This window comes from Streptomyces sp. NPDC058086 (assembly GCF_042885015.1).
GTDB lineage: Bacteria > Actinomycetota > Actinomycetes > Streptomycetales > Streptomycetaceae > Streptomyces.
On sequence record NZ_JBHVST010000020.1, the window covers coordinates 102,653 to 116,018 of the forward strand.

10 protein-coding genes and 1 tRNA gene are annotated in these 13,366 nt (G+C 69.8%); 4 read left to right on the plus strand and 7 right to left on the minus strand.

What is annotated here, in order from left to right:
* Positions 1-205 precede the first annotated feature (205 nt).
* The 3 genes from ACFVWD_RS18415 to ACFVWD_RS18425 all read right to left on the minus strand — a co-directional run bounded on the left by ACFVWD_RS18415 (position 206) and on the right by ACFVWD_RS18425 (position 2,344).
* Complete coding sequence (locus ACFVWD_RS18415) at positions 206-973, minus strand: transposase (RefSeq protein ID WP_389597266.1); 768 nt, start codon at positions 971-973, stop codon at positions 206-208.
* A gap of 477 nt (positions 974-1,450) precedes the next feature.
* Positions 1,451-1,526 (minus strand) — tRNA-Arg (locus tag ACFVWD_RS18420).
* 68 nt (positions 1,527-1,594) lie between these two features.
* The gene (locus tag ACFVWD_RS18425; protein WP_389597268.1) at positions 1,595-2,344 is read right to left on the minus strand and encodes a TetR/AcrR family transcriptional regulator; all 750 of its coding nucleotides are present in this window, start codon (positions 2,342-2,344) and stop codon (positions 1,595-1,597) included.
* Positions 2,345-2,526: 182 nt separating this feature from the next.
* Here ACFVWD_RS18425 and ACFVWD_RS18430 point away from each other — a divergent pair, with 182 nt between their 5' ends.
* On the plus strand, positions 2,527-4,077 hold the full coding sequence (locus ACFVWD_RS18430; RefSeq protein ID WP_389597270.1) for an MFS transporter: 1,551 nt from the start codon (positions 2,527-2,529) through the stop codon (positions 4,075-4,077).
* Positions 4,078-4,193: 116 nt separating this feature from the next.
* Here the strand turns inward: ACFVWD_RS18430 and ACFVWD_RS18435 are convergent, their stop codons facing one another.
* Positions 4,194-6,095, minus strand: coding sequence for an IclR family transcriptional regulator C-terminal domain-containing protein (locus ACFVWD_RS18435; RefSeq protein WP_389597272.1), 1,902 nt, complete (start codon positions 6,093-6,095; stop codon positions 4,194-4,196).
* Positions 6,096-6,289: 194 nt separating this feature from the next.
* Positions 6,290-7,573, minus strand: coding sequence for a M6 family metalloprotease domain-containing protein (locus ACFVWD_RS18440; protein WP_389597274.1), 1,284 nt, complete (start codon positions 7,571-7,573; stop codon positions 6,290-6,292).
* 1,011 nt (positions 7,574-8,584) lie between these two features.
* On the opposite strand from ACFVWD_RS18440, the gene ACFVWD_RS18445 reads away from it, so the two are divergent.
* Both ACFVWD_RS18445 and ACFVWD_RS18450 read left to right on the plus strand, forming a co-directional pair.
* Entirely contained in the window at positions 8,585-9,229 is a 645-nt protein-coding gene (locus tag ACFVWD_RS18445) for a TetR/AcrR family transcriptional regulator (RefSeq protein WP_389597276.1), read from the plus strand.
* 172 nt (positions 9,230-9,401) lie between these two features.
* Positions 9,402-10,952, plus strand: coding sequence for an MFS transporter (locus ACFVWD_RS18450; RefSeq protein WP_389597278.1), 1,551 nt, complete (start codon positions 9,402-9,404; stop codon positions 10,950-10,952).
* 241 nt (positions 10,953-11,193) lie between these two features.
* Here the strand turns inward: ACFVWD_RS18450 and ACFVWD_RS18455 are convergent, their stop codons facing one another.
* Positions 11,194-11,703, minus strand: coding sequence for a MarR family winged helix-turn-helix transcriptional regulator (locus ACFVWD_RS18455; protein WP_389597280.1), 510 nt, complete (start codon positions 11,701-11,703; stop codon positions 11,194-11,196).
* 128 nt (positions 11,704-11,831) lie between these two features.
* Between ACFVWD_RS18455 and ACFVWD_RS18460 the strand changes: the two genes are divergently transcribed.
* Entirely contained in the window at positions 11,832-12,644 is an 813-nt protein-coding gene (locus ACFVWD_RS18460; RefSeq protein WP_389597281.1) for a dioxygenase, read from the plus strand.
* A 23-nt stretch (positions 12,645-12,667) separates the two neighbouring features.
* On the opposite strand, the gene ACFVWD_RS18465 is transcribed toward ACFVWD_RS18460, so the two are convergent.
* Positions 12,668-13,207 carry a GNAT family N-acetyltransferase gene (locus ACFVWD_RS18465; protein WP_389597283.1) on the minus strand — a complete coding sequence of 180 codons (540 nt, stop codon included), beginning with the start codon at positions 13,205-13,207 and terminating at the stop codon, positions 12,668-12,670.
* Positions 13,208-13,366 lie beyond the last annotated feature (159 nt).

Genomic DNA, 13,366 nt, shown 5'->3' on the forward strand with positions numbered 1-13,366 from the left:
GCCGATCGCGGAAGCGTCTATGGAAGTGAACAGGAGAGTCACGGTGACATCCGGTGCATCTGGGGCGCCGTCGGTGTTAGGTAAGCAGACGTGGGACGGCATCCAGGAACCGGAGGAGACTTCCAGCGTTTCCTCTCTCAGGGCTGTCCCGTAAATGATTTTTGAGTCGGCGTGGACGGGGCCGGTCGGCGTGCGGCGCGCGGTCCTACCCGGCAAGGACGAGATTGTGGAGGCGGGCGATACCGAGCATGGCTTGGTGGACGCCGTCGCCTTTGAGACGGCAGTCGCGCAGGATCTTCCACGCCTTCATGCGGGCGAAGGTGTGCTCGACGCGGGCGCGGACCCTCTTGTGCGAGCGGTTGTGTTCCTGCTTCCAGTCGGGGAGTTCCTCGCCGGCCCTGCGGCGGTGCGGCATCACGAGCCCGGTGCCGGGATAGCCGCCGTCGGCGATCGTCATGGTCTTTCCGACGGCGGCCTTGGCACCGGATTCCTCCCAGGCCTTGCAGTCGTTGCGGTTGCCCGGTAGCGGTTTGCCGACCACGACGACCAGGCGGGTGTCGGCGTCGATGACGACTTGGTGGTTGGTGGAGTACCGGTAGTTCTTGGACTGTTCGGCGATCGTGTGGTCGCGGGTGGGGACAAGTGTGCCGTCCACGATGAGCACTGTGTCTTTCGCGAATCGGCGTCTGGGCTGGAGTGCGAGGAGTGGGCCGAGCTGGTCGATGATCCGATCGGCAGCCGACTTCGAGACACCGAACAGCGGAGCAATTTGGCGCATGGTCAAGTTCGTCCGCCAGTACGCCGCGACGAGCAGCACCCGGTCCTCAAGGGGCAGCCCCCACGGCCGCCCCTTGCGCACGGCGTCCGCACCCTCGCGGCGCAGCGCGGTCACCAACTTCCCGAAGCAGCGCGGGCTCAGCCCGGTGAACGGGACTATCCAAGAGGGCTCCGACGCCGTGATCACACCAGACACCGCAAGATCATTTCATCCGAGATCGCCCGTCCAGGGACCGCCCTTTGGCCTCACAACTCCCACCAGAGGTCGATACTCGCGTGGATGCGCTCGCGCAGACAGTTTGAGTGTGAGTAGGCCCATTGCCGCACATCACCGCCCCGCGCCGGGTCAACCGCACCAAGTCTGAGCTCGGTCGCCCCCAGGTCCTGATCAAGATCGATGATCAGGTAGCAGAAGCAACAGGTGGGGTTCCGGTCCAACGACGCACTCCCTGGTGGCCGAGCCAACGGCACTGAGCGCACCGTCTCCCAGACCCTACGTCGAGACAGGCGCCCCGATTACGGGACAGCCCTTCGGAAGACGAAGGCGTCGTTTCCACGGAGGACGAGGACGCTTGCCTGACGGCGCGTTCCCATTCGTTCCCATGCAAGGCCAAAAGGCCCCTCGGAGATCACTTCCGAGGGGCCTTTCTGATGCATCGTGCCTGGTCAGGCATGGTGCCCCCGGCAGGATTCGAACCTGCGACACCCGCTTTAGGAGAGCGGTGCTCTATCCCCTGAGCTACGAAGGCGGGGGGATCTCGGTGAGACCCGGCGACTAGCCTAGCGGATTCGGTGGGGTGGGGGTTCTGGCGTTCGGTCAGTGGGCGATTCGGGTTTCCAGGCCGTCCAGGACGCGGTCGAGGCCGTACTGGAAATTCTCGTCGCGGGCGGTGCGGGGATCCTTGCCGCGTTGTTCGGCGTAGCCCTCGCGGAGGTGGGGGTAGGACTCGGCGGCCTGTTCGGCGGTGGGCCAGAGGCTCTCCACGTACTGCTGTTCGGTGTGGCCGCTGCGGGCGAGGACGTTGAGGTAGGCGGCCTCGCTGGTGGCCATGCCGGTGACGTAGGCGACGAGGGTCGAGGCGGCCTGGTCGGCCTCGGTCGTGGGCAGGCCCGCGCGGGTGAAGAGGGCGAGCAGGAACTCGGCCAGGCGCATCGCGTTCGGGCCGAGGTACGACATGCCCATCTCGCCGAGCACCGAGGCGATCCACGGGTGGCGCAGCATCGTCGCGCGCAGGCTCTGGGCGCAGAGGGTCGCGTCCGTGCGCCAGGTCGAGGGGTCGGTGGACCGGGGGATTTCGATTTCGCCGTAGATCTCGTCGATGGCCAGCTCGATGAGCTCGTCCTTGTTGGCCACGTGCCGGTAGAGCGAGGTTGCTCCGGCGCCGAGGCGGGTGCCGAGCTTGCGCATGCTCAGGGCGTCGATGCCGTCGGAGTCGAGCAGGCGTAGCGCCTCGGCGACGATCTGGTCCCGGCTCAGCGCCGGCTGTTCGCGGCCGGCCCGGGGGCGGGTCCACACCGACTGGACGGGCGGCGGCGGCTCCGCTTCGGCCTGCTTCTGGGGGGACATTCGGCTTCCTCTCTCCCGGTCCGGCCACCGTAGCGCACAGCATGCGCGGGGTGCGTACGGGTGGCGATGTTCTCGTACGTCGTTCTCTCTTGCGTACAGTGTGCGCATAGTCGTACGGTGTTCCACGGAGCGCACGGTGTGTGCGGCTCAGCCCGCCGTTCGAGAGGTAAAGAGGTAGAGAGATGAACCGTCATCCGCGCCGCTGGCTCATCCTGATCGTGTTGTGCCTCAGCACCCTGGTGCTGGTCGTCGACAACATGGTTCTCACCGTGGCGATCCCGACGATCGCCGAGGACCTCAAGGCCAGTGCCCAGGACCTTCAGTGGATCCTCGACTCGTACATGCTGGTCTTCGCCGGGCTGCTGCTGACCGCGGGCAGCCTCTCCGACAAGTTCGGGCGGCGGAAGGTGATGGTCATTGGGCTCGCGCTCTTCGGGGCGGCCTCGGTGGTCGCCATGGAGGCCGCCACGCCCGGGGCGCTGATCCTGGGGCGGGTGCTGATGGGCGTCGGGGGCGCGCTGATCATGCCCAGCACGCTGTCGATCCTGATCACCGTGTTCGACGACGCCGAGCGGCCCAAGGCCATCGCCGCCTGGAGCGCCGTCGCCATGGTCGGGCTCGTCGGTGGTCCGGTCGTCGGCGGCGCGCTGCTGGCCCACTTCTGGTGGGGGGTCGTCTTCCTCCTCAACATTCCCATCGCCGGTCTCGCGATCATCGCCGCGCTGGTCCTCATGCCCGAGTCCAAGGGGCCCTGGCGCAAGGCCGACCCGATCGGCATGGTGCTGTCGATGGTCGGCATGACCGCGCTCATCTGGACGATCATCGAGTTTCCCAAGGGCGGGCTGGGTCAGCAGGGCACGCAGTTCTCGCTCGGCGTCGCGGTGCTCGGGCTGGTCGGGTTCGGGGTGTGGGAGAGCCGCTGCTCCTCGCCGATGATCCCGGTCTCGCTCTACCGCAACCGGGTCTTCACCGGCGCCAGCTTCTCCCTCGTGCTGCTGACCCTGGCCCAGGGCGGCCTGATGCTGGTGCTGACCCAGTACCTGCAGTTCGTCCTCGGCTACTCCGCCACCCAGACCGGTCTCGCCTTCACCCCGCTGGCCCTCGCGACCCTCGCCTTCAACAGCGTCGGCGCCGCCCTGCTGCCGAAGACCGGCAACCGCGCCATGGCGGTCTTCGGACTCCTCGTCATCGCCTCCGGGTTCGGGCTGCTGTCCACGCTGAACCCGGAGAGCGGGTGGGGAGTGCTCGCCGGTGCCATGTGCCTCATGGGCGCCGGTGGCGGGCTGACGATGCCCGCGGCGATGGCGGCCATGATGGGCGCGATCCCGGACGAGCACGCCGGTGTGGGCTCCGCGCTCAACGACACCGTTCAGCAGGCCGGCGCCGCGCTCGGTGTCGCCGTCCTCGGCGCGGTCCTCTCCAGCACCTTCACCGGCCACATGCCCGCCGCCGCCCCGGACGCCGCCCGCCACTCGATCGGCGATGCCCTCGCCGTCGCCGCCCGCACCGGCGACAAGTCCCTCCTCGCCTCCGCCCACGACGCCTTCACCAGCGCGATGTCGGCGAGCTTCCTGGCGGGCGGGGCGGGAGTCCTGGTCGCGGCCGTCCTCGCCGTCTTCCTGATGCGGGACGGCAGGCCCACCGGAGCCCCGGTCGAGGGTGCGTGCGAGGCCGTGTCGGACGAGGGTGGGTCCGAGGCCGCGGAGACCGGGCTCGCGGGGGTCACCCACTGACGCCCAGGGTCATTCGCCCTGCACATGCTCCCGCCGTGTCCGGACCGCCTCCCCGCGGCCCGGACACGGGCGTTCACGTGCTCAAACGGTCGTCAGAAGGGGTACGCGCCGACGCGTCACGTCCGCGGTACCCGGCGAAACCGTCCCGCCACCCACAGGTCCTCCTCGATCCGCCCCACCGTGGCCCGCAACTCCGGCAGCACCTCGGCGACACACTCCTCGGGCGTACGGCGGCTGCTGTGCATCGCGACATTGACGGCGGCCACGACCCGCCCACCGCGCTCGCGCACCGGCACCGCGACCGAGCGCAGCCCCAGCTCCAACTCCTCGTCGACCAGGGCGTACCCCTCTTCCCGTACGCGGTCCAGGACGGCCTTCAGCCGAGCGGGGTCCGTGATCGTGCGGGGGGTCAACGGGAGCAGTTCGGTGAGCGGCGGCTCGGGCAGGTCCGCCAGCATCACCCGGCCCAGCGCGGTGGGGTACGCGGGCAGGCGGGTGCCGATGGTGATGTGGACGCTCATGACGCGGCTGGTGGAGACGCGGCCCGTGTACTGGATCTCGTCGCCGGTCAGGATCGCCAGCGACACCGAGTCGTGCAGCCGCTGCGAGAGTTCGTTGAGGTGCGGGGCGGCGATCTCGGCGAGCGAGGTCCGCGACAGGGGAGGGAAGCCGAGGCCCAGCACGCGGGGGGTGAGGCGGAAGACGCGGTCGTGCGCGGTGACGTATCCGAGGTGTTCCAGGGTGATCAGGGCGCGGCGGGCGGTAGCCCGGGCGAGCCCGGTGGCCTGGGCGACCTCGGTGAGGTTCAGTTCGGCGCGGCCCTCGCCGAAGGCGGTGATGACGGTGAGGCCCCGGGCCAGCGACTCGATGAACTCCCGGCCCAGTTCCTGCTTGGAGGCGCCGGTCCAGACGGCGAGGCCGGAGGGGGCGGCGGTGGGGCGGGGCGCGTCGGATTCGGCGTGCTGTGCCTCGCGCAGTTCCCGTTCCATCGCGGCGACGGCCTCCCGCAGCCGGGGCAGCACGGTGTCGCGCAGATCGGCCGCGGTGTGCCGGCTGGTGTGGCTGACCACGCTCACCACACAGACGACGCGGCCCGCCTCCCGTACGGGCAGGGAGAGGGCGACCAGGCCCGGTTCGATCAACTGGTCGTCCAGCGCCCAGCCGGCCTCCCGCGCCTCGGCCGTACGCTGCTCGAAGTCGTCGCCGAGGGCGGGGAGTCGACGTGCGCTTCGGCCGGCGTCCGGCTCCTCCGGTCTGCCCGCCGTGCGGCCCTTGCCGACTGTGAGGTCCTTGCCGACCCTGAGTTCCTTCCCGCCCGCAAGGTCCTTCCCGTCCACAAGGTCTCTGCCGTTTTTGCCGTTCGTGCGGTTCGCGCCGCTCCTGTCCTTCTCGTCGTTCCGGTCGTCCTCGCCGTACTCGATCGGCCGACTGCGCGCCGGGACCGCCGGAAACCCCCGGTCCTCCGGGTCGGCCGCGCGCCGCTTGTGCCACCGCGCCCACTCCCGTTCGCCCCACTCGGTGGCGAACAGCGGGCCGGGAGCGGTGCGTTCGGCGGGCAGCAGGTCGCCGATGCGGAAGCTCAGCGACATGGCGCGGCGCCGGGTCGCCTGGTGGATGAAGCGGATGCCGTCCTGGTCGCCGACCGCGAGCGAGACGGACTCGTCGAGTTCGTCGGCGAGGGCGTCGGCGTGCGCGTCGAGGAGGCGCGGCAGGCGCAGGGCGGCCAGATAGGCGTTGCCGAGTTCCATCAGACGGGGGGCCAGGACGGCGTCGCGGCCGTCCAGGCGTACGTACCCCCGGCGCGCCAGGGTCGCGGTGATCCGGTCGACGGTGGAGCGCGCGAGCCCGGTGGACCGCTCCAGACCGCTGAGGCTGGACACCCCGCCGGCGTCGGTCAGCCGCCGCAGTACGGCGATACCGCGGATGAGGGGGGTGACGGCCTCGGCGGGCACCGCGGCCTCGGCGCCCGCGGCGCTGCTGGTGCCGGCCCCGGGGGCCGGTGCGACGTTCGATGGCATGGGCTCTCCGTTGTGGATCTCTGAAGAGACGCAGTCGCGGATCTCCGAAGAGACTCAGAACAGACACCGTAGTCCTTGCACGGCCAGGTCAGCAGGTCGGAGGCCGGGAGCGGCGGGGGAGAGACCGGTCGGGGGCGGGGGAGAGACCGTTCGGGGACGGGGGAAAGGCCGGTCGGGGGCGGGGGAGAGACCGGTCAGTGGCGTGTGACGGACACCCGGTAGTCGCCGTTCGGATCCGTCGCCGTGACCGAGATCGTGATGCCGGTCTTGGGGTCCTTGAAGGACTCGCCGGGGGCGAAGGGGGCGTCGGAGAGTTCCGCGTGGACGTTGGGGCTGCGGGTGCAGCCGCCGCTGTGGCGCTTGGAGTCGTAGACGGTGATGGGGCCGTTTCCGGTGTCCACGCCCGCGTCGACCTTGTAGATGAGGATGCCGGGGCGGCAGACGGCGGCGTCGTTGCCGTCGTGGGTACGCAGTTCGAAGGCGTACCCGGTCTTGGTACTGGTGGGTACGAACACCAGCTTCTCGCCACCGGGCCGGGACAGCGGGGTGAGGGTGTACTCCGTCGTCCCGGGCGACGCGGCGCATCTGACCTGCGAATCGTCGAGCCAGCCCAGCTTCCACTTGTGCCAGCCGAGGAGGTCGTTGTCGGCTCCCCAGTCCTCGCTCATGATGTCCCAGTGGCCGACCGCGCCTCCGCCCTCCGGGGTGTAGAGGTCGGGCAGGCCGAAGGTGTGGCCGTTCTCGTGGGGGAGTACCCGGTAGCCGGTCTCGGCGTAGGAGCCGGAGCCGTCGTCCTGGCGGCTGTAGACGAAGGACGCGTTGGAGACGGGGACGCCGTCGGCGATGGGTGCCTCGGTGTTGCCGGCGAAGGTGACGGACAGGACGGTGTCCAGGGCGGAGGGCCCGGCGTTCGGCGTCATCAGCACGTTCAGGAGGTCGTACGAGCGGAAGTCCACCTCGGGGTCGGCCGTGGCCACTATGTCCTGGACCAGATCGCGGTAGCCGGGGTCGAAGGGGGCGCCGCGTTCTATGCCGTACGCCTTGAAGGGCTTGGGCATGCGCAGCCAGTGGTGGATGGGGGTCTCGGGGCGGTAGTCGAGGCGGCCGTAGGAACTGGTGCGAAACCAGTTCTGGGTCTGCGGGAAGAACTCGGCGAGCCGGTCGAGTGCGCTGCCCGGGCCGGGCGCGTCGGAGAAGTCGACCATCAGGGTGAGGGCTCGGACGGTGCCGGTGGAGCGGGCGTACCCGGGTTGGGTCGGTATGCCCTCTCCCATCTGTACGCCCATCGCGCCGCTGATCATGCAGGGACCGAGCGCCGTGGAGCGGGCCAGCGCGATGGAGCCCGCCGTCGTGGAGCCCGCCGGGAGGTGACCGGTGCCGGCGGAGGTGCTGACCGTCAGCGTCAGAAGGGTCACTGTGGCGAGGGCGGCCACGCGGCGCGAGCGTATCCGGCGGCTGGTGGGCTGCATCGGCTGCATGCATGGGCCCTTCGCTCACGGCAGCCGCCTGGTCACCGGCTGCACCCTGTGCGATCACCCTGTGACGGGGGACACGGGGGCGCGCGCTGGAAGCGCCCGAACGTGGGTTTCTTGCCGGGGTAGGGGTGACGGGAGCCGCGTCAGAGGTTTGACCACGGGCCGGGGCGGACGCTCAGGCACGGATGCCGAGCCGCGGCTGGGACGGATACCGGCTGCGGCTGGGACGGATACCGAGCTGCGAGTGGGGCGGATGCCGAGATGCGGGCCCGCGCCGGATGCTCGCGGGCGCGCCGCGCCGCGCCGGATGCTCGGCCGCCCGCCGTCCCCGCCGCCCCGCGCCGCTCCCGCCGCCCCGCGCCGGGCGCTCGGCCGGGGAGCCGCGCCGGGCGCATGGCCGTTGGCCGCGGAGGATGCCAGTCGCGAGCCGCGCCGGATGCCTGGCCGCGCGCCGCGCGGGATGTTCGGCTGGTAGTCGCGCCGAATGCTCTGCTGGAAGTCGCCAGATGCTCTGCCGGGAGCCGCGCCGTACGCACGGCGGTACGTACGGCGGATGCGCGGCCGCGCGCCGCGCAGGATGCTGTGCCGGGAGCCTGGCCGGGTGCTCGGCTTGGAGTCACGGCGGACGTCGAACCGTCCGCCACGTCGGACGCCGGGCCGCGCACCATGCCGGACGCCGGACGCCGGACGCCGGACGCCGGACTCCGGGCCGCCCGCCACGTCGGACGTCGAACTCCGGGCCGCGCACCACGCCGGACTCCGGACGCCGAACTCCGGGCCGCGCACCACGCCGGACGCCGGACTCCGGACGCCGGACTCCAGGCCGCCCGCCACGTCGGACGCCCGGTCGCGCACCACCCCCGATATCAAGTGACTCAGGTCACATCAAATCTCTGGGAATGCGGGAAATAACCGGGGACGGTTTCCCCGTTTAGCCATGTGTCCGAGCGAAACGGGGATGGATTCCCCGGATCGCGCCACAGTCTTCCTACACCTACGTCTGAGGAGTACGCCGTGGAGACCGCCACCCCCGTGAAGCGTCGCGTGCCCCGGCCCCGCGCCGATGCCCTGCGCAACCGGGAGCGGATCGTCGCCGCCGCGCGTGAGATGTTCGTCGAGTTCGGCCCCGATGTGCCGTTCGACGAGATCGCCCGCCGCGCCGGTGTCGGCAACGCCACGGTGTACCGCAACTTCCCGGACCGCGACGCGCTCGCGCGGGAGGTCGTCTGCTCGGTCATGGACCGCACGTCGGAGTGGATCGAGTCGGCTCTCGCCGAGGGCGGCGATGCTTTCCAGGCGCTGAGCGACTTCGTTCACTTCGCGGCGGACGAGCGGATCGGCGCCCTGTGCCCCATGCTCTCCGAAGCCTTCGATCAGCACCATCCGGATCTGTTCGCCGCACGCGAGCGGACCATGGAGATGATCGAGGCGCTGATGGGGCGCGCCCGCGAGGCCGGGCAGTTGCGTCCCGACGTCGAGTCCGGCGACGTGATGATCGCCGTCAGTCAGCTCACCCGGCCGCTGCCCGGCACCGCGTGCCAGGGCATCGACCGCTTCGTGCACCGTCATCTGCAGCTGTTCCTGGACGGTCTGCGGGCACCGGCCCGCTCCGTACTGCCCGGAGTGGCGGCCACCGTGGAGGATCTGCGAACAGCCTGACCAGCAGCCAGACCAGCCCGACCAGACCAGCCCGACCGATGAGATCGGCGCACAGCGCCAGTCCTTAGTCCGACAAGCTTCCGGAAGCTTGCGGCCGTCGACGAAGACGAGCCGCCGACTCCCGTGACCTTCCCTCACCTTTTCACTGCGAAGTACCGGAGTGGGTATCCCCATGTCTGAAACAGGCACCTCAGCCTCGGCGAAGTCGGCGGCCGAACTCGCCGACGCACACAGCAACCGCTGGAAAGCGCTCGCGTTCATCGCGCTCGCCCAGCTGATGGTCGTCCTCGACGCGACCATCGTGAACATCGCGCTGCCCTCCGCCCAGCAGGACCTGGGGATATCGGACGGCAACCGTCAGTGGGTCATCACGGCCTACGCCCTCGCCTTCGGCGGTCTGCTGCTCTTCGGCGGCCGTATCGCCGACCTGTGGGGCCGCAAGCGCACCTTCGTCACCGGTCTGATCGGCTTCGCGGGCGCCTCCGCCATCGGCGGCGCCGCGCAGAGCGAGGCGATGCTGCTCGGCGCCCGCGCCCTGCAGGGCGCGTTCGGCGCACTGCTCGCGCCCGCCGCGCTCTCGCTGCTCGCGGTGATGTTCACCGACGCCAAGGAGCGTGCCAAGGCGTTCGGTATCTACGGTGCGATCGCCGGTGGCGGTGGCGCCGTCGGCCTGATCCTCGGCGGCTTCCTCACCGAGTACCTGAACTGGCGCTGGACGTTCTTCGTGAACATCCCGTTCGCGATCGTCGCCGCCCTGGGTGCGTACTTCGTCATCCGTGAGCCGGCCGGTGGCCGCAACCGCTCGCCGCTCGACATCCCCGGCGTCATCCTCTCCACCCTGGGCCTGGTCTCCCTGGTCTACGGCTTCACCCGTGCCGAGTCCAACGGCTGGAGCGACTCCACCACCATCGGTCTGTTCGTCGCCTCGGCGGTGCTGCTCGCGGCCTTCGTCTTCACCGAGTCCAAGGTCAAGGCCCCGCTGCTGCCCCTGCGCGTCGTCACCGAGCGCAACCGCGGCGGTGTCTACCTCTCGCTCGGCCTCGCGATCATCGCGATGTTCGGTCTGTTCCTCTTCCTGACCTACTACCTGCAGATCGTGAAGGGCTACTCGCCGGTCAAGACCGGCTTCGCCTTCCTGCCGATGATCGCGGGCATGATCACGGGCTCCACCCAGATCGGCGCCCGTCTGATGACCCGCGTCCCGCCGCGGCTGCTGATGGCACCGGGCTTCGCCCTGGCCGCCGTGGGCATGCTGCTGCTGACCCAGATGGAGATCAACTCCTCCTACGCGGGTCTGCTGCTCCCGGCCCAGCTGCTGCTCGGCCTCGGTATGGGTACGGCGTTCATGCCCGCCATGTCCCTGGCCACGTACGGTGTCCAGCCCAAGGACGCCGGTGTCGCCTCCGCGATGGTCAACACCTCGCAGCAGGTGGGCGGCGCGATCGGTACGGCCCTGCTGAACACGATCGCCGCCTCGGCGACCACCTCGTACATCAAGGACCACATCGCCGGTGCCGCCTCCAAGTCGCAGCAGCAGCTCGTCCAGCTGCAGGGCATGGTGAACGGCTACACCAACGCCATCTGGTTCGCCGTCGGCATCCTGGTGGTCGCGGCCACGATCGCCGCGACCCTCGTCAACACCGGCCGCCCGGACATGTCCGCGGCCTCCGGCACGGGCGACGGTGTCGAGGACGAGGTCAAGGTGCCGGTGATCGCCCACTGATCACCCGTACCGCCCGTACCGCCGCTGGTACCTCCGGTGCTTCAGGTGCTTCGCGTACGGGCGCGGGGTGGGGACGCCTCGCCCGTGCGATTCCCAGGGTCCGCCCCGGTTCCGAGTTCATCGGAGCCGGGGCGGACCCGCGTCCACCCTCTGCCAGCCCGCCAGCCCGTCAGCCCGTCAGCCCGCCAGCCCGCCAGCCCGTCAGCCCGTCAGCCCGTCAGCCCGCCAGCCCGCCAGCCCGTCAACGCAGCCAGGGCAGGTCCGCGCCCGCGTCCTTCGGCTGCAGTCCCTCGGCGATGATCCGCATGGCCTCGCCGAGGGCTTTGTGCTGTTCGGGCGTGAGCCGGTCGAAGAAGGCCTGCCGTACGGCGTCGACATGGCCCGGCGCGGCCTTGCTCAGCACCTCGTAACCGGCGTCGGTGAGGACGGCGAACTGGCCCCGCTTGTCGGAGGGGCAGTCCTCGCGGCGCACCCACCCGTTCTTCTCCAGGCGGGCGATCGCGTGCGAGAGGCGCGAGCGGGTGATCTTCGCGTTCATGGCCAGCTCGGTCATCCGCAGCCTTCTGCGCGGCGCCTCGACGAGCTGGACGAGCAGACCGTAGTAGACGTGCGGCATGCCCGCGTCGCGCTGCAGCTGACGGTCGAGATGGTCCTCGAGGAGGGTGGCGGCGTTCATGTACGCACGCCAGGTGCGCTGTTCGTCGTCGGTGAGCCAGCGCGGCTCTTCAGCGGAAGCGGATGCCGTGTTCATGGACTCCACTGTACGAGCCCCTTCTTGAAGATTAAACAAATCGGGAGTATGGTTCTGCGTGGAAGCTTGAGACTTCAAATAACTTCCCAATCGGTCTTACGATGGACCCCCCGGAGGGAGTAGCCGCCATGTCTGCCGCCACGTCTGCCGTCACCGAGCGGCGTGCGCCGCAGGAGCGCATGCCCGCCCTCTACCTCAGCCATGGCGCACCGCCGCTCGCCGACGACCCGATCTGGCCAGGAGAGCTGGCCACCTGGTCCGCCGAACTGCCCCGTCCCAAGGCGATCCTGATGGTCTCCGCCCACTGGGAGGAGGCCCCGCTGGCCCTCGGCGCGGTGCAGACCGTACCGCTCGTCTACGACTTCTGGGGTTTCCCCGAGCACTACTACCAGGTCCGGTACGCGGCTCCCGGCGCCCCCCAACTCGCCGAGTCCGTAAGGAAGCTGCTGCGCGCCCCCGGCGTTCCCGTCCAGGACATCCCGGACCGCGGCCTCGACCACGGCGCCTACGTTCCTCTCGTCGAGATGTTCCCCGACGCCGACATCCCTGTCCTGCAGATCTCCATGCCGACCCTCGATCCGGTGAAGCTGATGGAGATCGGACGCAAGCTGGCGCCGCTGCGCGACGAGGGCGTCCTGATCGTGGGCTCCGGCTTCTTCACCCACAATCTGGCCGCGCTGCGCCAGGGCGGCATTCCCTCCTGGTCGGTCGAGTTCGACGACTGGGGCCACCGCGCCCTGGACGCCCGTGACTGGGACGCCCTGCTCGACTTCGGCCACAAGTCCCCGGCCGGCCTGCTGGCCCACCCCCGTACCGAGCACTTCGCTCCGCTCTTCGTGACGATGGGCGCGGCGGACGCCACGGGCGAACTGGACGAGCAACGGTCGGTGATCGACGGGTTCTGGATGGGGCTGGCCAAGCGGTCGGTGCAGTTCGGCTGATCCGGAGGTCCTTCCGGCAGGACCTAGAGGTCCTTCTCGTACCAGGCCACATCCCAGTACCGGCCGAACTTCCGGCCCACCTCCCGGTACGTGCCGACGTGCCGGAACCCGAAGCGTTCGTGCAGCCGCACGGACGCTTCGTTGGGCTGGGCGATGCCCGCGTAGGCGCGGTGCACGTCCTCGTCGGCGAGCGCCTCGAAGAGGGCCTTGTAGAGCAGCGTGCCGACGCCCCGGCCGCCCGCGTCCGGGGCGAGGTAGATGGTGACCTCGACGGACGTGGCGTAGGCGGGCTTGGGACGGAAGGCGCTGGATGTGGCGTATCCCAGAATTCGCTGTGCGTTCCCGGGAGTCCCCTGTGAGTCCGTGTCCGTGGCAACCATCAGGCGGTGCGGGCCGTCTTCAGGGTGGGAGAGCAGCCAAGGGCGTCGCTCTTCCGGGGTGAAGACGGCAGTGTCGAATGTGATGGGCGTCTCACGAACGTAGTGGTTGTAGATGGCCGTGAGGGCGTCGAGGTCGGCCTCGACTCCTGGCCTGACCTGCACCTCTGTACGTTCCGTTGGCATCCGACCTCCCACTGTGGCGGCACAGGGTACTGCATGATCAGAAAAAGAGGGGGGCGGGTTGGGAATTCTGTCCGGATTCCAGTCGTTGTTTCCTTCGGATGCCGGGCACTCGGAAGAGTGTCCGAGCCGCCACTAGGACCCGCAAGCCCACCATCGCAA

What these genes read in the sequence shown, in the direction of transcription:
- ACFVWD_RS18425 (WP_389597268.1), bottom strand. Translation starts at nt 2,344, where the DNA reads ATGTCCCCCCAGAAGCAGGCCGAAGCGGAGCCGCCGCCGCCCGTCCAG.
- ACFVWD_RS18430 (WP_389597270.1), top strand. Translation starts at nt 2,527, where the DNA reads ATGAACCGTCATCCGCGCCGCTGGCTCATCCTGATCGTGTTGTGCCTC.
- ACFVWD_RS18435 (WP_389597272.1), bottom strand. Translation starts at nt 6,095, where the DNA reads ATGCCATCGAACGTCGCACCGGCCCCCGGGGCCGGCACCAGCAGCGCC.
- ACFVWD_RS18440 (WP_389597274.1), bottom strand. Translation starts at nt 7,573, where the DNA reads ATGCAGCCGATGCAGCCCACCAGCCGCCGGATACGCTCGCGCCGCGTG.
- ACFVWD_RS18450 (WP_389597278.1), top strand. Translation starts at nt 9,402, where the DNA reads ATGTCTGAAACAGGCACCTCAGCCTCGGCGAAGTCGGCGGCCGAACTC.
- ACFVWD_RS18455 (WP_389597280.1), bottom strand. Translation starts at nt 11,703, where the DNA reads ATGAACACGGCATCCGCTTCCGCTGAAGAGCCGCGCTGGCTCACCGAC.
- ACFVWD_RS18460 (WP_389597281.1), top strand. Translation starts at nt 11,832, where the DNA reads ATGTCTGCCGCCACGTCTGCCGTCACCGAGCGGCGTGCGCCGCAGGAG.
- ACFVWD_RS18465 (WP_389597283.1), bottom strand. Translation starts at nt 13,207, where the DNA reads ATGCCAACGGAACGTACAGAGGTGCAGGTCAGGCCAGGAGTCGAGGCC.